The sequence below is a fragment of the Salinivibrio sp. IB574 genome, from assembly GCF_001996205.1.
GTDB lineage: Bacteria > Pseudomonadota > Gammaproteobacteria > Enterobacterales > Vibrionaceae > Salinivibrio > Salinivibrio proteolyticus.
The window spans coordinates 16,344-37,307 of sequence record NZ_MUFN01000006.1 but is presented as its reverse complement, the minus strand read 5'-3'; the positions used below and the strand labels follow the sequence as shown (position 1 = coordinate 37,307).

Annotated in this window: 19 protein-coding genes; 12 read left to right on the top strand and 7 right to left on the bottom strand. The window is 51.5% G+C overall.

What is annotated here, in order from left to right; all coding sequences use genetic code 11:
* Positions 1 to 263 precede the first annotated feature (263 nt).
* The 12 genes from BZJ17_RS04455 (at position 264) to BZJ17_RS04400 (ending at position 13,520) form a co-directional block, all read left to right on the top strand.
* The gene (locus BZJ17_RS04455) at positions 264 to 1,952 is read left to right on the top strand and encodes an ABC transporter substrate-binding protein (RefSeq protein ID WP_077639906.1); all 1,689 of its coding nucleotides are present in this window, start codon (positions 264 to 266) and stop codon (positions 1,950 to 1,952) included.
* A gap of 83 nt (positions 1,953 to 2,035) precedes the next feature.
* Positions 2,036 to 3,022, top strand: a complete 987-nt coding sequence (locus BZJ17_RS04450) for an ABC transporter permease (RefSeq protein WP_077639905.1) — start codon at positions 2,036 to 2,038, stop codon at positions 3,020 to 3,022.
* Between the two features lies 1 nt (position 3,023).
* Entirely contained in the window at positions 3,024 to 4,052 is a 1,029-nt protein-coding gene (locus BZJ17_RS04445; RefSeq protein ID WP_077639904.1) for an ABC transporter permease, read from the top strand.
* Positions 4,049 to 5,035, top strand: a complete 987-nt coding sequence (locus BZJ17_RS04440) for an ABC transporter ATP-binding protein (protein WP_077639903.1) — start codon at positions 4,049 to 4,051, stop codon at positions 5,033 to 5,035. The genes BZJ17_RS04445 and BZJ17_RS04440 overlap by 4 nt, the downstream gene beginning before the upstream one ends.
* A gap of 27 nt (positions 5,036 to 5,062) precedes the next feature.
* On the top strand, positions 5,063 to 6,058 hold the full coding sequence (locus BZJ17_RS04435; RefSeq protein ID WP_077639902.1) for an ABC transporter ATP-binding protein: 996 nt from the start codon (positions 5,063 to 5,065) through the stop codon (positions 6,056 to 6,058).
* 20 nt (positions 6,059 to 6,078) lie between these two features.
* Positions 6,079 to 8,022 carry a glycoside hydrolase family 9 protein gene (locus BZJ17_RS04430; RefSeq protein ID WP_077639901.1) on the top strand — a complete coding sequence of 648 codons (1,944 nt, stop codon included), beginning with the start codon at positions 6,079 to 6,081 and terminating at the stop codon, positions 8,020 to 8,022.
* Entirely contained in the window at positions 8,022 to 9,986 is a 1,965-nt protein-coding gene (locus BZJ17_RS04425) for a family 20 glycosylhydrolase (protein ID WP_077639900.1), read from the top strand. Before BZJ17_RS04430 ends, BZJ17_RS04425 begins: the two co-directional genes overlap by 1 nt.
* A 109-nt stretch (positions 9,987 to 10,095) precedes the next feature.
* Positions 10,096 to 10,863, top strand: a complete 768-nt coding sequence (miaE, locus tag BZJ17_RS04420) for a tRNA isopentenyl-2-thiomethyl-A-37 hydroxylase MiaE (protein ID WP_108743776.1) — start codon at positions 10,096 to 10,098, stop codon at positions 10,861 to 10,863.
* 251 nt (positions 10,864 to 11,114) lie between these two features.
* A complete protein-coding gene (locus BZJ17_RS04415; protein ID WP_077639898.1) occupies positions 11,115 to 12,065 on the top strand; it encodes a transposase in 951 nt (316 codons plus the stop codon).
* Between the two features lie 386 nt (positions 12,066 to 12,451).
* Positions 12,452 to 12,763 carry a YciI family protein gene (locus BZJ17_RS04410; RefSeq protein ID WP_077639897.1) on the top strand — a complete coding sequence of 104 codons (312 nt, stop codon included), beginning with the start codon at positions 12,452 to 12,454 and terminating at the stop codon, positions 12,761 to 12,763.
* A complete protein-coding gene (gene gspS2, locus BZJ17_RS04405) occupies positions 12,763 to 13,140 on the top strand; it encodes a type II secretion system pilot lipoprotein GspS-beta (RefSeq protein ID WP_077639896.1) in 378 nt (125 codons plus the stop codon). Before BZJ17_RS04410 ends, gspS2 begins: the two co-directional genes overlap by 1 nt.
* Before the next feature lie 56 nt (positions 13,141 to 13,196).
* Positions 13,197 to 13,520, top strand: coding sequence for a hypothetical protein (locus BZJ17_RS04400; RefSeq protein ID WP_077639895.1), 324 nt, complete (start codon positions 13,197 to 13,199; stop codon positions 13,518 to 13,520).
* Between the two features lie 36 nt (positions 13,521 to 13,556).
* Here BZJ17_RS04400 and BZJ17_RS04395 read toward each other — a convergent pair whose 3' ends face one another.
* The 7 genes from BZJ17_RS04395 to rbsD form a co-directional block, all read right to left on the bottom strand.
* On the bottom strand, positions 13,557 to 14,222 hold the full coding sequence (locus tag BZJ17_RS04395; protein ID WP_077639960.1) for a TIGR01621 family pseudouridine synthase: 666 nt from the start codon (positions 14,220 to 14,222) through the stop codon (positions 13,557 to 13,559).
* Positions 14,223 to 14,438: 216 nt separating this feature from the next.
* The gene (locus tag BZJ17_RS04390; protein WP_077639894.1) at positions 14,439 to 15,443 is read right to left on the bottom strand and encodes a substrate-binding domain-containing protein; all 1,005 of its coding nucleotides are present in this window, start codon (positions 15,441 to 15,443) and stop codon (positions 14,439 to 14,441) included.
* A 34-nt stretch (positions 15,444 to 15,477) separates the two neighbouring features.
* Entirely contained in the window at positions 15,478 to 16,407 is a 930-nt protein-coding gene (gene rbsK, locus BZJ17_RS04385; RefSeq protein ID WP_077639893.1) for a ribokinase, read from the bottom strand.
* Positions 16,408 to 16,489: 82 nt separating this feature from the next.
* On the bottom strand, positions 16,490 to 17,383 hold the full coding sequence (rbsB, locus tag BZJ17_RS04380; RefSeq protein ID WP_077639892.1) for a ribose ABC transporter substrate-binding protein RbsB: 894 nt from the start codon (positions 17,381 to 17,383) through the stop codon (positions 16,490 to 16,492).
* A 153-nt stretch (positions 17,384 to 17,536) separates the two neighbouring features.
* Positions 17,537 to 18,526 (bottom strand): ribose ABC transporter permease, encoded by a 990-nt coding sequence (gene rbsC, locus BZJ17_RS04375; RefSeq protein ID WP_077639891.1) that lies wholly within the window; start codon positions 18,524 to 18,526, stop codon positions 17,537 to 17,539.
* Positions 18,523 to 20,028, bottom strand: a complete 1,506-nt coding sequence (gene rbsA, locus BZJ17_RS04370; RefSeq protein WP_077639890.1) for a ribose ABC transporter ATP-binding protein RbsA — start codon at positions 20,026 to 20,028, stop codon at positions 18,523 to 18,525. Before rbsA ends, rbsC begins: the two co-directional genes overlap by 4 nt.
* Before the next feature lie 23 nt (positions 20,029 to 20,051).
* Positions 20,052 to 20,471, bottom strand: coding sequence for a D-ribose pyranase (gene rbsD, locus BZJ17_RS04365; protein ID WP_077639889.1), 420 nt, complete (start codon positions 20,469 to 20,471; stop codon positions 20,052 to 20,054).
* Between the last annotated feature and the right edge of the window lie 493 nt (positions 20,472 to 20,964).

Here is a 20,964-nt window from a genome sequence, read left to right as displayed (position 1 = left end):
TTTATCCCGATCGATTTTAACGGTTTTAACGTCATGAAAGTGGTTTTTTACGATTTTAACGATTAATGACGTTGCGAGGCGTTCTATCGGCATGCTTATTTGAAGAGGTTCACCGGCCGCTGTGTTATCGATTGCTGATGTATACGATGACCAGACAACAGACAACTAGATGCCGGTGCATCGGCAAGCTTGAGCTCGCGAAGGTTGTAAGCAACGAGCTCACTATCCATCACGTGAACTGAAAGCAACAGTAAGGAATGGCTATGTTTTCGAGTAACATTAGATTTGCCAGCAAGACCCTACTTGCCTCTGCAATTATTGGTGCGCTGAGCGCAAGTGCTGGCGTCAGTGCCGCCGAGCGCAGTGAGCTCACTATCCACCCGAAAGAATTCAATACCTTTGTCCGTAACTTCAACCCTTTCCTTGGCGCCACCTACCTGCACACCACGACTGATTTTGTTTATGAGCCCTTAGTGGTATTTAACGAAATGAAAGGCAACCAGCCTGTCTTTCGTATCGCGAGCGGCTATGAAATGGCGGATGACCTGAAAAGTGTCACCTTTACCCTACGCAAAGGGGTGAAATGGTCAGACGGCGAAGCCTACACTGCCGACGATGTGGTGTATTCATTTGATTTGGTTAAAAACCATCCTGAGCTCGACCAATCTGGGATTAATAAATGGATTGATGATGTGAAAAAAGTCGACGACTATACCGTCCGCTTTGAACTCACCGAGGCCAATTCCAACGTACCGTACGAGATCGTCAAAGTGCCAGTGGTGCCCGAGCACGTTTGGAAAAACATCGAAGACCCAGCATCTTACACCAATGAAAACCCGGTAGGCTCTGGCCCCTTCACCACTATCGATACCTTCACCTCTCAGCTCTATATCCAATGTCGTAACCCGTATTATTGGGATAACGACAACCTTGATGTCGACTGTCTGCGCGTGCCGCAAATCGCCAATAACGACCAGTTCTTAAGTAAAGTGATCAGTGGCGAAATGGACTGGACCTCCTCGTTTATTCCTGACATTGATCGCACCTATGCCGCGGCCAATCCAAACCATCACTATTGGTATCCTGCCGCTGGCACCCAAGCCTTTATGGTCAATTTTAATGACCCTGATCCTGCCAAGCGTGAAGCGCTGACCAATGTCGACTTCCGTCGTGCATTTTCGATGGCGCTAGACCGTCAAACCATCATTGATATCGCGTTTTATGGCGGTGGTACAGTGAACGACTTCGCGTCTGGCTTAGGTTATGCCTTTGAGTCATGGTCCGACGAAGCGGTGCATGAGAAATATCGCCAATACAATACGTATGATCTAGACGGCGCCAAAGCACTGCTTGCGAAAGCCGGCTTTAAAGATCAAGACGGTGATGGCTTTGTGGAAACGCCGTCAGGCAAATCGTTTGAGCTCGAAATCCAATCTCCTAATGGCTGGACCGACTTCAACAACACCGTTCAGCTTGCGGTTGAGCAACTTGCCGAGGCCGGCATCAAAGCCAAGGCACGTACGCCTGATTTCTCGGTGTATAACCAAGCGATGCTTGAAGCCGACTACGACGTCGCCTACACCAACTACTTCCACGGTGCGGACCCTTACACCTATTGGAATAGCGCGTATAACTCCAACCTACAGAAAGGGGATGGCATGCCGCGGTTCGCGATGCATTATTACCAAAATGCTGAGCTCGACAAGCTGTTAGACAGCTTCTACAAAACCGCGGATAAAGCCGAGCAACTGGAAATTGCCCACCAAATCCAAGCGATTATCGCCAAGGATCAGGTCACCATTCCGGTGCTTTCTGGTGCACAAATGTATCAATACAACACAACCCGCTTCACCGGTTGGTGGAACGAAGACAATCCGAAAGGCCGCCCCTCTATCTGGGCCAACATTCCTGAACGTCTTCTTCACGTGCTGGACCTTAAGCCCGTCCAGTAACCACTATCGGGCGCCTTGCGCGCCCGCTTTTCCACGGTGTTCACACCAAGAACATCACCACTTCGCTGTGTAAGGTGTGGGTTATGGGTTATTTTTTCCGACGGCTAACTTTTTACATGATTGCCCTTTTAGTGGCAGCAACACTCAATTTTATTATTCCTCGTGCCATGCCCGGTGATCCGGTCACCATGATGTTTGCCAATGCCTCGGTGCAGGTCACTCCAGAGCGGATTGAGGCAATGAAACAACTGCTGGGCTTTGTCGATGGCCCCCTCTATACGCAGTATTTCACCTACATGAAAAACGTGCTGAGCTGGGATTTAGGCACCTCCATCCAATTTTATCCGTTGTCGGTTAACGAGCTCCTCGGCAAAGCSTTTGGCTGGTCGCTSTTTCTCGCCGGCAGTGCSGTGCTGCTSTCKTTYTCRCTRGGYTCGATTTTGGGCATTTTTGCCGCYTGGAARCGCGGCGGGAAATACGATGCYRTGATCACCCCAGGCATGCTGATTATCCAAGCRGTRCCKCAAGTGGTTATCGCGATGCTGGCGCTGTTTATTTTCGCCATTGGGTTGAAGTGGTTTCCAACCGGATACGCCTACACGCCAGGCGTGACCCCAGACTGGACCAGTTGGACCTTTATTAAAGATGTGGCCTATCACGCTGTACTCCCGCTTTTTTGTGCCTCCATCATTCAAGTCGGCGGCTTTTTGGTCAACATGCGTAACAACATGATTAACCTGCTTGCGGAAGACTACATCACCATGGCTCGCGGCAAAGGGTTAAGCGAAAACCGCGTGGTGTTTAACTATGCGGCGCGGAACGCGCTCTTGCCCAGTGTCACCGCGCTATCGATGTCGCTGGGTATTGCCATCGGGGGCCAACTGATTGTGGAAATCATTTTTAACTACCCCGGTCTTGGCTCGGTGCTTTTGAATGCGATCAACGCGCGCGACTATCAAGTCCTACAAGGCCAGCTACTCATTATGACCTTGTTTATGCTCTCGTTTAACTTAATTGCTGACATGCTGTACGTGGTCCTTGACCCACGCCTGCGCAAAGGAGGCAAATAATATGAAAGATCTCCTCACGCTTATCGTGCGCAATAAGATTGCCCGCGCCGGTTCGATCATCGTTGGCTTGTTTATTTTGATGGCGGTCTTAGCGCCGTTGTTGACCCAGCATGCGCCGGATAAACGTACCGGCAATCCGCATGAATACCCAAGCTTTATCGTCAAAGCGGCGCAAGCCAACCCAGACGGCTGGGTCGCTACACACTTAGCGGATGATCGTCGCACCCTACTGATGTCGAAAAAGGCCGACCATGTCCTTGGCACCACCCGTATGGGCCGTGATGTCTGGTCGCAGTTAGTGCATGGCGCCCGTGTTTCGTTAGCGGTGGGTTTTGGGGCTGGCATCACCGTGTGTGTGCTCGCCACTTTAATCGGCATTACCGCTGGCTATTTAGGCGGTTGGGTTGACGATGTACTCACCGCCGCAATGAACATTATGTTGGTGATCCCGCAATACCCGCTCTTGTTCGTGCTCGCCGCGTTTATCGGCGAAGCCGGACCGCTGACGATCGCCATCATTATTGGCTGTACCTCCTGGGCTTGGGGGGCACGAGTGGTTCGCTCACAAACCCTTGCCCTGCGCGAAAAAGAGTTCGTGAAAGCCGCCGAAGTGCTGGGTGAATCGCGCTTTCGTATCACCTTTGTCGAGATCTTGCCTAACCTCGTGCCCATTGTTGGTGCTAGCTTTATTGGCTCGGTGATGTATGCCATTGCCATGGAGTCGATTATCTCTTTCTTGGGCCTTGGCGATCCCAACACCATCAGCTGGGGGATCATGCTCTATAACGTACAAACCTCCTCATCCATGCTGATTGGCGCGTGGTGGGAGCTGCTCGCGCCTTGTATTGCGCTGACCTTACTGGTGACGGGGCTTGCGTTACTCAACTTCGCGGTGGATGAAATTGCCAACCCGCAATTACGTGCGCAAAAAGGGATGAAGCGCTGGAAAAAACTCAGCCAACAAGAAAAGAAAGCCCGCGACGAGAATCCCGTTGCCGAACACATGCTGATCAGTGGAGATAAATCATGAGTCGCACCCCACTTATCTCAATCCGTGACCTGTGCGTCGACTACATTACCGATGCCGGTGATGTCCGAGCCTGCGATCACGTCAGTTTTGACATTGCCCCCGGTGAAGTATTCGGCCTGGCTGGCGAATCGGGGTGCGGTAAATCCACCGTTGCCTTTTCGCTGATGCGCCTGCATAAGCCACCTGCCTTTATCACCGGCGGCGAAGTCATCTTTAACGGCGAGAATATCCTCGATTACAGCGACGCTCGGATGCGCGACTTTCGCTGGCGCGAGATGTCGATGGTGTTTCAAAGCGCCATGAATGCCCTCAACCCAGTGCTGACGCTCGAAGAGCAGTTTTGCGATGTGCTGATGCGCCACACCAACCTGACCCGCAAACAGGCGGTGAAGCGGGCTCAAGGCTTGCTAGAAATTGTCGATATTCATCCCAGCCGTCTGACCGATTATCCGCATCAGTTTTCGGGCGGGATGCGTCAACGCTTGGTCATTGCCATTGCACTGGCCCTCAACCCGAAAATGATCATCATGGATGAGCCCACCACGGCATTAGATGTGGTGGTGCAGCGTGAGATCTTGCAAAAAATCTACGCGTTAAAAGAAGAGTTTGGCTTTTCGATTCTGTTTATCACCCATGATTTATCGCTCATGGTCGAGTTTTCCGATCGGATTGGGATCATGTATTCCGGTGAGCTGATTGAGGTCGCGCCATCCAAACAGGTGCTCAACAATCCCTATCACCCCTACACCGAAGGGCTGGGCAGCTCATTCCCCTCACTTACCGGACCTAAACGCCAGCTCACGGGGATCCCGGGCAATCCGCTCAACTTGCTCGAAATCCCGACAGGATGCCGCTTTCAAGCGCGCTGTGCTCAGGTGCATGAGCGCTGTCGCACCACCCAAACGACGTTGCGCCAAATCGAATCGGGCCGGTATTCCAACTGCCATCTATACGGTGAGCCTATCGCCCAACAAAAACTCTAATAACGCGCCAATGTGAGGAAGTCAGTGATGAGTACAGGTTTTGGAGAACTGCTGGTTGAAGGGAAAAACGTGGTGAAAGATTTCCCTATTAACAGCCATGCCCTTAAACAACCCATGATGCGAGCGATCAATGATGTCTCGTTCAAAATGTATAAAGGCCGTGGACTTGCCGTGGTAGGGGAATCGGGCTCGGGCAAATCAACCACCGCGAAAATGATTGCCAAAATGTATGCCCCGACCGATGGCTGCATTGAATATCGCGGCCGCGATATCACCACCATTAAAAAACGTGATGAGCTGATGCGCTATCGCGAAGGCCTGCAAATGGTCTGGCAAGACCCTTTTGGCTCGCTCAACCCCACGCACAATGTGTTTCACCATATTGCGCGCCCATTATTGATCCACAAAAAAGTCGCCAAGCGCGACAAAGCACAACTGAAAGAGCGAGTGTTCGAGCTGCTCGAACAAGTGGGCCTGACGCCCGCCAAAGAAACGGCGGAGAAATTTCCCCACCAACTGTCGGGCGGCCAGCGTCAGAGGATTAACTTGGCGCGAAACATCGCCGTGGGCGCGGAAGTGGTACTCGCCGACGAGCCAACCTCGATGCTGGATGTGTCGATTCGTGCCGGTGTACTTAACCTCATGGAAGAGATGAAAGTGGAGAAGCAAATGTCGCTGCTCTACATCACCCATGATATCGCCACCGCGCGCTACATTGCCGAAGACTTGGCGGTGATGTACGTCGGCCATATGGTCGAATGGGGAGACACCGAAGAGATTATTCACCATCCCCAACACCCTTATACCCAGCTGTTGGTCTCGGCCGTACCCGACCCGAGCAAGTCTATTCATGAAAAACTAAAGGGCAACAAGGGTGAGATCCCCCTATGGACACCGGATTCGGTCGGCTGCCCTTTTGCTGGCCGCTGCCCACATGCGACAGCCAAATGCACTGAGCAGTTACCCGGCGTGACCAAACTCGCCGACAACCACTATGTGCGCTGCTATTTGTACGAGCAATAGAGTCCAATAAGGATACCATCATGCAAGTGCTGACCAATCACATTGGCTACTCGTTAAACGGTGACAAATACGCGGTGATCGTCAGTGACAGCGACCGCCTCACCAACACGCCCGTGGCACTGATTTCCCTGCCTCCTCTTAGGGGGACAGGCACATTTAACACTGCCGATAAAATTGCCTTCTCTTCTGGGCAGTCTTCTGGGGACAGGCACTTTAACGATGCCGAAAAAGATGCAAAAAAAAGTACCGGGACAGACACTTTTGTTAGTGGGACAGACACAGTATCACTCGATAACGTGGTGGCGCAGTTTGAATTACACCAAGGAACACAGTTAAACAACTGGCAGATGGGCACAGCTTATACCCTCGATTTTTCTGCCTTTGCACATCGCGGACGCTATCAACTCGTGCTGTTAACAGACACACCGGTATATTCCCATCCGTTTGAGATAAGGGATAATTGTCTGTTTCACACCACGTTTTCCGACCTGCTCCATTACTTTAAATCGCAGCGGTGTAGCGGTATTTACGAACACGCGGATCAGCGCGCCAAGGTATTTGGCTCTGATGAACGCGTGGATGTGTCCGGCGGTTGGTACGATGCCTCTGGCGATGTGAGCAAATACCTGAGCCACCTTTCCTATGCCAATTACTTCAATCCGCAACAAATCCCGCTGTTGGCTTGGGGGCTGGCAGATCTTGCCAGCCAGTTTAGCTCGGACACGCTGCCCGCGTTTATGCGTACGCGATTAGCCGATGAAGCGAAACACGGCGCCGATTTTCTTCTCYGTATGCAACACCCCAGTGGCTTTTTTTATATGACGGTGTTTGATCAATGGTCGAAAGACCCAGAGCGCCGCACCCTTTGCGCTTACGCGACGCAAGATGGGGTGATGAGTGAGGCTTACCAAGCCGGTTTTCGTCAAGGCGGCGGCATGGCGATTGCGGCCCTTGCCGCCGCAAGCCGAGCCCGGCTTTACGCCGAGTCTGATCAACAAGCACGCTATTTAGACGCTGCCATTCGCGGCTACTGGCATTTGGTTGAAAATAACCACCATTACCTTGATGACGGTGAGCCCAACATTATTGACGAAACCTGCGCCCTTCTCGCCGCATGCGAGTTACATCACGCCACTCGACAATCTACCGAGGAGCAATCTACCGGGGACAGACACATTAGTGCGAACGGTGACTGTCCCTTCTTGAGCGAGGCTCGAGGCTGGATGCAAAAGCTGGTCGCACGGCAACGCAGTTATGAAACTTGCCAGTATTATTGGTCAGCAAATGCTGATGGGAGCCGCCCGTTTTACCATGCCGCCGATGCGGGTCTACCCGGGTTGGTATTAGTTCGCTACCTCGATGTAGAAACCGACCCCAGCCATCAGGCTATCGCACAAACAGCACTGGAACGCGCCTGCCAGTTTGAGCTCAACCTAACACAAACCGCCGATAATCCATTCGCGTATCCGCGTCAGTACGTCAAACCCGTCGATGGCGTCAAACAGGTGCGTCATTTTATTCCTCACCACAATGAAACCGGCTATTGGTGGCAAGGCGAGAATGCACGCTTGGGATCACTGGCGACCTTTGCATGTCATGCCACGCGCCATATTCATGACGATGCAGTAAATACTGCCCTCCACACCTTTAGCCAACGGGCGCTTAATTGGATCCTCGGTTTAAACCCATTTGATATCTGTATGCTCGATGGACATGGCCACAACAACCCAGATTACCTACCGTACTTGGGCTTTTTTAATGCCAAAGGGGGGATCTGCAATGGCATTACTTCAGGAATGGAGGATGAAACACAGATTGCATTCAACCCCGCGCCATATTGCGATGATATGGCGCAAAACTGGCGATGGGGCGAGCAGTGGTTGCCACATGCAAGCTGGTTTATGCTCGCCATCAGTGCGCAAACACTGATTGGCAACGGCCACTCGAACAAGGAGAACGCGTGATGACTTACCGCCTCGATCTTAGTGTGATCAACGAGTATCCCAATGATACCCCGCCGCGCAGCCGAATGGGGTTAACCTTGCATAACCTCACCGACCGTTCGTTGGAAGCGCTGTCCATTGCGGTACTGTTTGATCGCTTCATCAACCCCAATACCCTGTCACAAGGCAGTATTGAGCAAGTTGGCAGCTATTGCGTCATTACACCGGCGCATCAAACTCTCGATGCCAATCAGAGCTTATACATCGAGTTTGATGCCCACACGCCGCCATTGCGGTTCCTTTGTGCGGGCTTTAAAGATGCACTGCTCTATGCCAATGGCGAGCAATATTCAGTGATGCTCACTCCCATTAACTTGGCACACACTCATACCACACGATCAACGATTCCAGATGTTCATCCCGCCGAGCACGCCATTATTCCGGTGCCCAAATCGGTGCGCCACCAGCCAGGGTACTTTACGCTTTCACCCACAACACCGTTAATCGCGGTGGATTCACAGGCCCTTCCCGCCGCACAGTGGCTAAGCAACGAATGGGTTCGCATGTATCCGCAAGCTGATATTGCACTCGACCCACGCCACCAAGATGCGGTCACTGGCGATCATGCCATTATCTTACGGCCTTTACCCGACTCTGCACTTCGAGATATCACACACCGTGATGAGGCCTATCAGCTCACCGTCACCGACCAAGGCGTGGTGATCCAAGCCTGTGCTGAACGCGGGTTTATTCACGGCTGCGCATCGCTGTTACAACTTTGCCAAGAGCATGAAAGACAACTTCGAATACCAGCAATAAAAATCAGCGATGCACCACGCTTTGCTTACCGAGGGATGATGCTCGATTGCGCGCGCCATTTTCATTCGGTGGACACGGTAAAGCGACTGATTAACCAGTTAGCCTATTTTAAGTTCAATACCTTTCACTGGCACTTAACCGACGATGAAGGCTGGCGACTGGAGATTAAAGCCCTGCCTGAATTGACGCGCTATGGGAGTCAACGCGGCCCCAATACCCGCCTTGCCCCGCAATTCAGTCATATTGCAGAACGTCACGAAGGTTATTATCGCCAAGAAGACGTACGTGACGTGATTGAATACGCCGCAGCCCGCGGTATTACCGTCATTCCAGAAATTGATATTCCCGGTCACTGTCGCGCAGCCATCAAAGCACTGCCTGATTGGCTACACGATGCCGACGACCGCTCTACTTACCGCAGCGTACAACACTACACCGATAACGTATTATCGCCAGCCCTCGATGGCACGTATCGATTTTTAGATACGGTATTAAGTGAAGTCGCCGAGCTTTTCCCCGCCTCATGGGTTCATATTGGTGCCGATGAAGTCCCTGACGGGGTATGGACGGATAGCCCAGTTTATCGGGACAGACGCATGAACGGAGAAACGACCGCTTCGCTACAGGGACAGATACTGACCTATGCTGAGCAAAAGCTTCGCGCCTTGGGCAAACGTATGGTTGGCTGGGAAGAAGTGCAGCACGGCGATAAAGTCAGCAAAAACACCGTGATCTATTCATGGCAAAGCGAAGATGCCGCATTGCATTGTGCGCAGCATGGGTTTGATGTGATTTTAACCCCGGGTCAGGCGACCTATCTCGATATGGTGCAAGATTATGCTGCCACCGAGCCTGGCCTCGACTGGGCGGGCGTCACGCCATTAGAAAAAGCCTACCAATATGAGCCGCTGGCAAGTCTTGCCAGTGACGATCCCGCCCGTGAGCATATGCTAGGCGTGCAATGTGCACTCTGGAGTGAACTGATCACCAATCAGGACAGGCTCGATTACATGGTATTTCCAAGACTTACCGCCATTGCAGAAGCGGCTTGGAGCCACAGTGAGCGCCGTGACTGGCTCGATTATCTGGCCAGACTCAAAGCGCAGTTACCGCGTTTAGACAAGTTCGGTATTCAATACCGTTCCCCTTGGGCATCGAACAAGTAGGCCGAATTCGCCCACCTGGCAGCGCCTCCTGCGCTGCCAGCTCTTTGCGCTCGCATCCCATCTGTTTATAATGCCCAGCCATTGTTGTCAGTCTGAGAGTGTTTCCGGCATGCTACGCCAAGAAATTAATACCCTACTCATCCCTATTCATGGTTTTCTGCACTGTCAAACCCCCGATAGTTGGATTGACGCGGCCATTCAGCCTGACAATCAATCGATTCTTTTGCGCGATCACGCGAACTGCGAATTAAAAGCCAGCCAAACCGCGATGTGGTTGATCCGTAAATATGCGGTTGACGCAGCGAGTGGCGAGCAACTGCTAGCATGGGCCAAACCCTATGAGGACTTTGTCTATCGCGGCGTTCGCGATGGGATCTTCCATGCGCGCAAAAACGGTCTCAGCGCGCCTTTAACCCCTAAAGCGGGGTTTGCCCACGGCCAAGCCTTGATTGATAAAATGGTCCGCTTAATCAAAGAAGAGTTTCATCATTTTGAGCAAGTGATTGAAATCATGGACGCACGCGGCATTCCTTATCAACCGTTAGAAGCAGGTCGCTACGCCAAAGGATTAATGCGCGCGGCACGCACTCACGAGCCGGCTACCTTGGTCGACAAGCTGATTATTGGCGCCTACATTGAGGCACGCTCCTGCGAGCGCTTTGCTAAAGTCGCCCCGTACCTCGATGATGAACTGCAAAAGTTCTACATCTCGCTACTGCGCTCGGAAGCACGCCATTATCAAGATTACCTCACCCTTGCAGAAACCATCGCCGGCGAGGACATTCGCGACCGCATCCAAACCATCGGCGAGCGCGAAGCTGAGTTGATCCAAGCGCCCGACAGCCAATTCCGCTTTCACAGCGGCGCCCCTGCCTAGCTTCTTCTTGTGGGGACAGGCACTTTATAAACCTAACAGGACAGTCACCTTGTAGTGACTGTCCTTGTTATGCCACGACGCCCTACTTAGTATTCGAGAGAATTACTCCTAGGACAGACACATTTAGCAAGTAACAACTCTCGTAGTTACACCATTTCTTGCACTGTCACGAAAATCCAATTCAGAAACAATGAAGACTGTTTATTTATACAGTACGATTTACCTCTATCCGGAGCCAAGGGAGAGAGACGATGACCAAAGCTCGCGCATCGCAAATAAATTTGGCCGCCACACCCTATTATCATTGCGTATCACGTTGTGTACGCCGCTCGTATTTGTGCGGCTATGATGCTCAGTCGCAAAAAAGCTATGAGCATCGTCGCGCATGGATAGAAACGCGTTTACTCGCATTAGCCAAAGTGTTCTGTATCGATATTTGTGCTTATGCTATTATGAGCAATCACTATCACGTTGTTTTACATATCAACGCAAACGCGGCTCAGTCTTTGACCAACATCGAGGTTATTGAACGCTGGCTAGCCTTTCATCAAGCGCCTGCGCTTATCCAGCGTTTTCATCAGGGTGAATCGCTCTCTCACTCAGAGCGAAAAGCGTGTTTTCGCATCATTGAGAACTGGCGCGAACGTTTGATGTCTGTCAGCTGGTTTATGAAGCTGCTTAATCAATATATTTCGACGCAAGCGAACCGAGAGGATCAATGTTCAGGGCATTTTTGGGAGGGACGCTTTAAAAGCCAAGCCTTATTAGATGAAAAAGCACTCGCTGCGGCCATGGCCTATGTCGATTTGAATCCAGTGCGCGCAGGCATTAGCAAACGGCCTGAACATGCCAATTACACATCGATTAAAAAGCGCGTTGAATCACTCAAGCAAAATAAAGCGACGCCAGCCGGCTTATTCCCCTTCGCCGGGAACCCGAGAAAGTCGATGCCCGACGGTATCCCTTTTCGCCTTATGGATTATTTAGCTCTGGTAGAATGGACGTGCGATCAGAGTCAGAACGCCAATTCACTCCCGAGACCACATCTGCTCACTCAACTGAACATCTCGCGTGAAACCTGGTTAAGTACATGCTCTCATTTGGGAGACGGAAACGTCGTGGGTTCACTATCGAGTATCCAAGCGGCCTTGCCAACACTTGGCCTAAAGCGCATGACCGGCGTCATGATCCCAAGTGAGTAAGGCTTGTCGTTGAGTGCATCTCAATAGCGTAAACACGAAATAAACTCGCTAATGCCTCATCCAATCCAATAAGCCAGTACCATTATCAATACAAACAACACACCCACCGCTTTTAAGAGCGGCTTTAGCCCTTTAGCTCCACCTTCCGGGGGTTGATTACAACATCCCATATTATCTCCTGACCGTTTTCCCAGAAGAATAAGCCTTCCAGTAACAGGAAGGTAAAGGGATATTCAGGCTTGATTCTAGCTTGTTGGGGGTGTTGGGGGGACAGACACTTTAGATGCTTAAGTGCCTGTCCCCCCAATACACTCACTAATACACTGTACTCAGAAATCTGGACTCTGTATCCTAGTGGTTATTAACATCTATCAAGGACAATGACGATGTGGTATCTCATCTATTCGCAAGACGTAGAGAACAGTCTACCGCTACGCAAGCAAGCGCGTGACGCACACCTTGAGCGCTTACGCCAACTGGAAAAAGAAAACCGCTTGATGATTGCAGGACYAAACCCTGCCGTTGATAGCGACGAGCCGGGCGAAGCTGGGTTTACGGGGTCAACCGTTATTGCTTGGTTTGAGTCATTATCAGCCGCCCAAGCCTGGGCTGACAAAGACCCTTATGTAGCCGCTGGCGTCTATGCAGACGTAACCGTTAAACCTTTCAAAAAAGTGCTTCCGCAGGATCCTGTCTAATGCAATTAGTAAAAGTATTGATGATGACCGGCCTGGGGCTAGTGCTCAGTGCATGTAGCAGCACCCAGCATGATCAAGCCGCAGAAGCCGCAATCCAACGTGCCGACATGATTGCACAATTACTGCCGATGGATATTGAAGGCTACTCGCTCGTTCGCGCTCGTGCGCAAGATGCCATTATTGAGCTGACGCTTCTGGAGAAGAATGCCAAAAAAGCACCGGGGCAGCTCTTTTCCGGCTTAAAGCGTCGTTATTGCGAGGATAACGATATCCGCAGTATGTTAGACAGTGGTATCAGCTATACCATTTTGGTTCGCGACACCCGCGGCCGACAAATCCTCAAAAACGCCATTACTGCACCAAGCTGTACTAGCTAAAAAGATGGGGGTCGGTCGAGGCCCCTTCACCCAGCAAAACCAAGAGACACTTACCTGTGATAGCCGCCTTGCTCTATATTGTGACGGTTGGTTTTTATCTTTTTACCAACTCTCAGGAAACCTCATTCAAAGAAGCGGTCATTTGCATGGTCGTCGTGGGGACTTATTGTTTTTGGCACCTCGCTATTCCACCTTTTGCTGCCACCCCTAATTTTTACACAGAAAGAGCGTTTGGTGTCGTACCATTTGTTTCAATGTGGGCAATCCTATTCCCACACTTTGCTATCAATCAAAACCCTACGGTTACACGCACCTTAGGTTGGATTGGGCTTGGTGCGATGACGATTATTCTCGCGATTTTTAAGCTATTTGTTTGGTAATCAGTGCATCACTTCCCTGTACTCTGCGAAACAGAATTAGAGCAGTGAAAACGGGACATCCCACTCTACTGGTAAGGCTGGCCACAACTCGCCTTGGCTCGGGGGCAGCACATAGCTATAGCGTGTTTCAGGCTGATCATCGGCAAAACGACACGTAAATTGCAGCCCATAAGCGTGTAAGTAGCCACGATCGGCAGGCTCGCCGCCATAGTAATCATCACCGATGAGCGGAGAGCCAATGCTTTTCATCGCCACGCGAATTTGATGGGTTTTGCCTGTGTAGGGCCGACAGAGAAAAAGTCGCCTCCCCTCACCACCAGCAATAGAGATAAAGCGCGTTCTGGCAGGGTTATCTTTGCTGGTTAACAATTTCCAGCTACCTCGCCGTCCCTTCGTCATATCCCCAACGATCAGCCCCTGCTTCTTACGCGGCTTTTTGGCACTTAATGCCAAATAGAACTTTTCTATCTCGCGCGAAGCAAACAACCCTGAGAGGACAGACGCCGCATGCGAAGAGGTTGCCAGCAGCAGCAAGCCCGATGTCATCTTGTCTAACCGATGCACAAGGTAGACTTTCTCAACCCCAATATGCGCCGCGACCGCCGGCAGCAATGCCGCGTGATCGGCTTCTTTTTGCACGCTAACGCCGTGGTGCTTGTTGATCACCACAAAGTGTTGGTTTTGGTCGACAATTGAAAACATAACGAGGCGATTTACCGGTTGGCCATTGAGGACAGGCATCATAACGGCTTCACCCTTACACCGCTAGGGCAATCATATAAGTGACTGTCCCCCGAGTGTTCAAAAGTGTCTGTCCCGTTTGCTCATAAACATAAAGGTGTCTGTCCCGTTAGTTCCGTTAGCTTAAAGCGCTCAAAGTGCCTGTCCCCGATAGTTTATTTATAGCTCGCCCAATAGCTATACCCGCTTCACACTCTCGCGCACCACTAACGTTGGCTCGAGCTGCACAGTTTGGCTATCACTTTGAGGATCATCCAGTTTGTGGAGTAGCGTTTCGACGGCCGCTTGACCGAGACGGTACTTGGGCTGGTGGATGGTGGTCAGGGAGGGCGAGACAAATTTTGCGAGGTGGATGTCATCGTATCCCATGATAGAAAGATCCTCGGGTACCCGAATGCCGAGTGAATTAGCAGCATTGATCGCGCCCATTGCCATCATATCATTGCCTGCAAAAATCGCGCTCGGCAAGGAGCCGCTCGCAGCGATCGCTTGCATGCCTTGATAGCCGCCTTCACACTCAAAGTCCGCTTCTACCATCCAATCAGCGTTCTCAGTAAGTCCAGCATCACGCAGCGCATCTTTAAAGCCTTGAAAACGCCGCTGTGCTTGTTGTTTAAGCAAAGGACCACTGATACAACCAATCTGGCGATGGCCACAGTCAATCAAGTGCTGGGTCGCTAAATAGCCGCCTTGATAGGAATTGTCTTGGATTTTATCGCAGGCAAAATCAATCGGTCCCCAATCCATTACCACCACGGGAATATCCGGATAACGATCAAAGCCTTCAATCCGCTCACCTTCCAAGGTCGAGCACATCAAAATCAAGCCATCGACCCGTTTTTGCAACAGCGTATCAACTGAAGCACGCATACGCTCAGCGTCGCCTTCCGTGTTGCATAAAATCAAACTGTAGCCATTGTGGTAACAGCTGCGCTCGACGCCTTTTACTACCTCGCCAAAAAACGGGTTGGTGGAAGTGGTCACCAGCATGCCAAAGGTTTTAGTACGATTCACTTTCAGGCTGCGCGCCAGTGCCGACGGGGCGTAATAGTTAAGCTCTTTCGCGGCTTGGTTTACCTTCTCAGCAATGGCCTCACTTACATAACGGGTGTTGTTAATGACATGACTGACCGTCGATGTCGACACGCCCGCCCGTTTGGCAATATCTTTCATGGTCGCCATTTATCGCGCTCCGCTGACTAAGGTGAAATAAGGATTAAGCATCTTGGTGGGCCAAAAACGCCTCAACATTTGCACGAGAAGGAATCGAGGTTTGTGCGCCACGCTGGGTCACGGATAATGCCGCCGCGGCATGCGCAAAGCGAATCGCCTGATAAAGTGTCTGTCCCTCTATCAGTCCTGTCACCAATGCCCCGTTAAAGGTATCGCCAGCGGCAGTGGTATCGACGGCATCGACACGGAACCCAGGAATAAGCTGGCCTTCTTGCCGGCCTTGCTCGCTTAGCCATACGCCTTGTTTACCGAGGGTGATCAGTACAATCCCTACCCCTTTTTCATGGAGCACGTCCGAAGCCGCTTGCGCACTGGCAGTATCAGTTACCGCGATACCGGTCAGGCTTTGGGCTTCTGTTTCATTCGGGGTAATAATATCGACTGCAGCAAGAAGCGCGTCGCTCAGCGGTGCGGCTGGGGCGGGATTAAGCACCACGTGAGTCTTTGCCGCTTTGGCATGAAACGCCGCCTTTTCAATGCCACACATCGGCGTTTCTAACTGCATCAGTAAATAGTCAGCCTCGGCTATCTTGGCAAGATCGGCGGTGATGGCCTCTGCTGTCAAAGCCGCATTAGCTTCTGCCGAGAGCGCAATACTGTTCTCGCCCTGCTCAGTGACTTGGATCATCGCAATCCCAGTCGGTGTATTCGCCTGCACCTTCACCGCACTGACATTCATCCCTTCTTGCGCGTAAGATTGACGAATATTTTGTCCATATGCGTCATCACCCACGCTGGCGATAAACGCGACATCGGCACCGCAACGCACCGCCGCGACCGCTTGATTGGCCCCTTTGCCGCCGGCAATTACGGCATAATCGTGGCCGTGTAATGTCTCGCCCGGACGCGGAAAGTGAGGGACACGTAAAACATGATCAGCATTGACGCTGCCAAGAACAACCAATCGGCTCATTACTATTCCTTCCCGTTTTTAAATCAAAAAAGCACCACCCAGTGCGAACCCGATGGTGCTCACTATACGTTTCCCTGACGGCTTATTCAGCGATCGTTTCTTGGCTAATCACTTTCAGCGGTACAGGGATGTAGCTGTCTACCGACTCGCCTTTCAGCACCTTATCGGCAGTTTCAACACCCAATTCGCCAATCATACCCGGTTGCTGGGCAATAGTGGCTGCCAGTTGACCACGCTCAACGGCCGCAATACCATCTTTGGTGCCATCAAAACCAACAATAGTGACATCTTTGCCTGATGCCTGCACCGCGCGCAACGCGCCAAATGCCATTTCATCGTTTTGGGCGAATACCGCTTCCACATCTGGGTGTGCGGCAAGCAGGTTTTCCATCACGTTCAGACCTTTGGTGCGGTCAAAATCCGCCGGCTGACTGGCGAGTAGCTCAACGTCGGTCCCCTCGATGGCGTCCATAAAGCCTTCACCACGCTCGCGTGCGGCTGAGGTGCCGGCAATACCCTCAAGTTGGATCACTTTGGCACGCTCCCCGACTTTGCCGATGATGTATTCCGCCGCCATTTTACTGCCTTGAGCGTTATCAGAAGCAATATGGCTCACCACTTTCCCACGACTCGCGCCACGGTCTAGGGTGATAACCGGGATGTCCGCGCGATTTGCAATACGAATAGCGTTCGAGACCGCGTCAGAGTCAGTCGGATTAATCAAAATAGCTTTAACGCCACGGATGGTTAAATCCTCCACATTCGACAACTCTTTACTAGCGTCGTTTTGCGAATCAAGCACCAAGAGCTCATAACCAAGATCTTGCGCTTTCTGCTCCGCACCCTCTTTCATGGTGACAAAAAATGGGTTGTTTAAGGTTGAAACCACGATTGCCATTCTATCTTCCGCTTGCGCACTAATGCTCAGCGTGGACGACAGTAGCGCAGTGGTAATCAAGGTAGTCAGTTTTTTCATGCGTTCAGTCCTTTTGTGTTTGTAGGGTGTTGTTTTTAGTTGCTAATTCAATAGAAATAAAAGTGTCTGTCCTGCCAACTTAAAGAGAAATAAAGGTGCCTGTCCCAATAAGCTCCCAATAAGCTCTGTTTTAAAAAGCACTGTCTCAAACAGCTATTTGTTTTTGTTATCCACCAGCACGGCGAGCAGAATCACCACCGCTTTGGCAATCATTTGGTAGTAAGACGACACGTCCAGCAGATTAAGGGCGTTGTTCAAAAAGCCGATAATCAGCGCACCAATCAATGTGCCCATGATCTTGCCTTTACCGCCCATCAGGCTGGTGCCGCCCAGCACCACCGCGGCAATCGCATCAAGCTCATAGCCAGTGCCGGCAGTCGGTTGTCCGGAGGACAGGCGCGAGGTGACGATGATCCCCGCCAGCGCTGCGAGCATGCCACACAGGCTATACACACCCACCTTGATTCGATCGACATTAATGCCCGACAACCGCGCCGCCGATTCATTACCACCAAGTGCGTAAATATAACGGCCAAAACGGGTATGATTGAGCAGATACCAAGCGCCGATAAACACGATTGCCATCAGCCACACGGGGACGGGAATGCCCAACAGGTAGCCGGTACCAAACCAAGCGAACGCATCGGCGGTATCAGTAAAGCCCGTTGAGATGGGGCGACCATCGGTATACACCATGGTGACACCGCGATAGAGGGTCATTGCTACCAAGGTGGCAATAAACGCCTGTACCTTGCCTTTGGCCACCACGACGCCAGTCATGGCACCAATTGCCGCACCTGCAAACAAGGCGGTGGGCACTGCAACTAACACTGGCACCTCAACCGCAATCAAACTCGCGGCAAACGCACCGCACAGCGCCAACACCGAGCCAACACTCAAATCGATACCCGCGGTTAAAATCACCAATGTCATCCCCACGGCAATAATGGCGTTTACCGAGGTTTGACGCAGGATGTTAAGCAGGTTGTCGACCATGAAAAAGTTGCTGTTTAAAAATGACACCACCACGATCAGCACCAGCAGGGCAATGAGTGATTTTTGCTCAATCAACCACGCTTTGCTGAACAGGGGTTTGCGTCCATCTTCTGACGGCTGGGACTTATTCATTGCATTCTCACTCATGCTGCATCCTCATTGGCATCTTTGCCTACCGCACAGGCAAGCAGAGTTTCTTGGTTGGCGTCTTTGGCATCAAACTCACCGCATACGCGGCCTTCGTGCATCACTAGAATGCGGTCGCTCATGCCAAGCACTTCGGGCATTTCTGATGACACCAAGATGATGCTCATGCCCTCGGCTTTAAATTGGTTAATTAGCTGATAAATCTCTTTTTTGGCACCGACATCGACCCCCCGAGTCGGCTCATCCAAGATCAGCACTTTTGGTTTGGTCATCAGCCCTTTGGCGATCGCCACTTTCTGCTGATTCCCGCCCGATAAGTTGCCAATGATTTGCTCGCGGGTGGGGGTTTTGATGTTGAAAAGACGGATAAAATCATCCACTGCCATCACTTCATCGCGCGGCTGTATTCTGCCCCAGTGGGTGAGCTTATCGAGTGCACTGAGTGACATGTTGTCTTTCACCGATAAACCCAGCACCAAGCCCTCACCTTTGCGGTCTTCAGAGATGTAAGCAATGCCGTTGGCCAGCGCATCTTGCGGACTCACGGGGTTAATCACCTTGCCATCAAGCCGAATCACGCCGGCTTCACGCGGCATGGCGCCATAGATAATCTTCATTAACTCCGTGCGCCCGGCCCCCATCAGGCCCGATACACCCAGAATTTCACTACGGTGCAGCTGAAAACTCACCGCTTTCACTCCGTGACCGCTGACATTTTCCACTTCAAGGCTTATCCCATCAGGGGTGACATCGCTTCGCGGGTATTGTTCGGCGAGTTTGCGGCCCACCATCATTTCAATCAGGCCGTCTTCATCGGTATCACTCACGGGACACTCACCAATAAACTTGCCGTCACGTAACACGGTGATCCGATCGCAAATCTCAAAAATTTCTTTTAGTCGGTGAGAGATATAAACAATGCCGCAGCCTTGCGCTCGCAGCTCGTTGATCACCGCAAACAGGGAGGCAGTTTCCGTGTCGGTCAAAGCATCGGTCGGCTCATCCATAATGATCACCTGCGACTCAAACGACAACGCTTTGGCAATTTCCACCATTTGCTGCTCGCCCAAGCTCAAGCTGCCAAGTGGCACAGTGCTGCGGGCTTTCACATTTAAACGCGCCAACAGCTTATCGGCCTCTTCCACCATCTTGGCCCAGTCAATCTTGCCAAACCGGTTAGTAAACTCGCGGCCCAAAAAGATGTTCTCGGCAATGGTCAGCTCTGGGATCAAATTGAGCTCTTGGTGAATAATACTGATCCCCGCGTGCTGTGAATCACGCGGACCTTTAAACGAAACCGGCTCGCCTTGATAGTTCACATCGCCACTGTCGGCGTGATAAATCCCGGTGAGGACCTTCATCAAGGTAGACTTACCCGCGCCGTTCTCGCCGAGTAGCGCCATTACCTCACCGGGATAGACATTTAAGCTCGCCTCATCGAGGGCGCGCACCCCGGGAAAGGTTTTTACGACTTGGCGGAGTTGTAAGATAGGTTGCGTCATCGTGGTTACTCGCTTAGGCTCACCTAAAAGGTGACACCGGCTTGAAAAATCACATTGGCATAAGGCGTGCACTCTCCGGTGCGCACCACCGCTTTGCTCTGCACCGTGCGTGCTTTAAACGCCTCGTGGCTAATCGTGGTCACAGTGATCGGCTGCTGACGCGCAGCACTCTCTTGCTCTAGTCGCGCAAGCAAGGATTGGTGCAGCGCTGGGCTAACTGCTGCAAGCTCTTCCGCAATCACCACCGACTCAATGCAGGTGTGAGTTAACACCGCCTCGACCGTCTGCATAAAGCTCGGCACCCCTTGGGTCAGCGCCAAATCAATACGCGACACCGAGTTGGGGATCGGCAGCCCCGCATCACACACCGTCAATTCATCGGTGTGTCCAATTTGGGTTACGAGCCGTGCAAGCTCTGGATGGAGCAAACCATGCTTATTCATTCATCACCTTCTCACTCACGATGGACGTAATCAGCGCTCACTGTGCGCTGGCACGTTTTCTTATGAACAGCGATTTCTCTCAGGAAAACACCATCGAAACGTTTCGATATGGACGAATAATGCAGATGAAAGAAAAGTTTCACCATCTGTAAACATCACAGATGTGAGAAAGATCGACTATTGATATTGGAGTCATTAGCAAAGAGAGAGATAAATCACACAGTCTGTGTTGGCAGTACAGTTTTGCGCGTTGCGGAAAAAGTGAGGTGCCTGTCCCGAGAATATCAGGCGAGATAGAAACTAGAAACTAGAAACTAGAAACTAGAAACTAGAAAACAGAATACGGAATACAGAAAGAGCAAGAGCGCCGATGCGAGCACGAGGCTGCTTTCCCTTATACTGTAAGCGAAGCGAACTGTATTCCTATGCTCGAATATCGATGACGCAATACAGAGTACAGAAAACGCAAGAACCTCAATGCGAGCGCGATCTG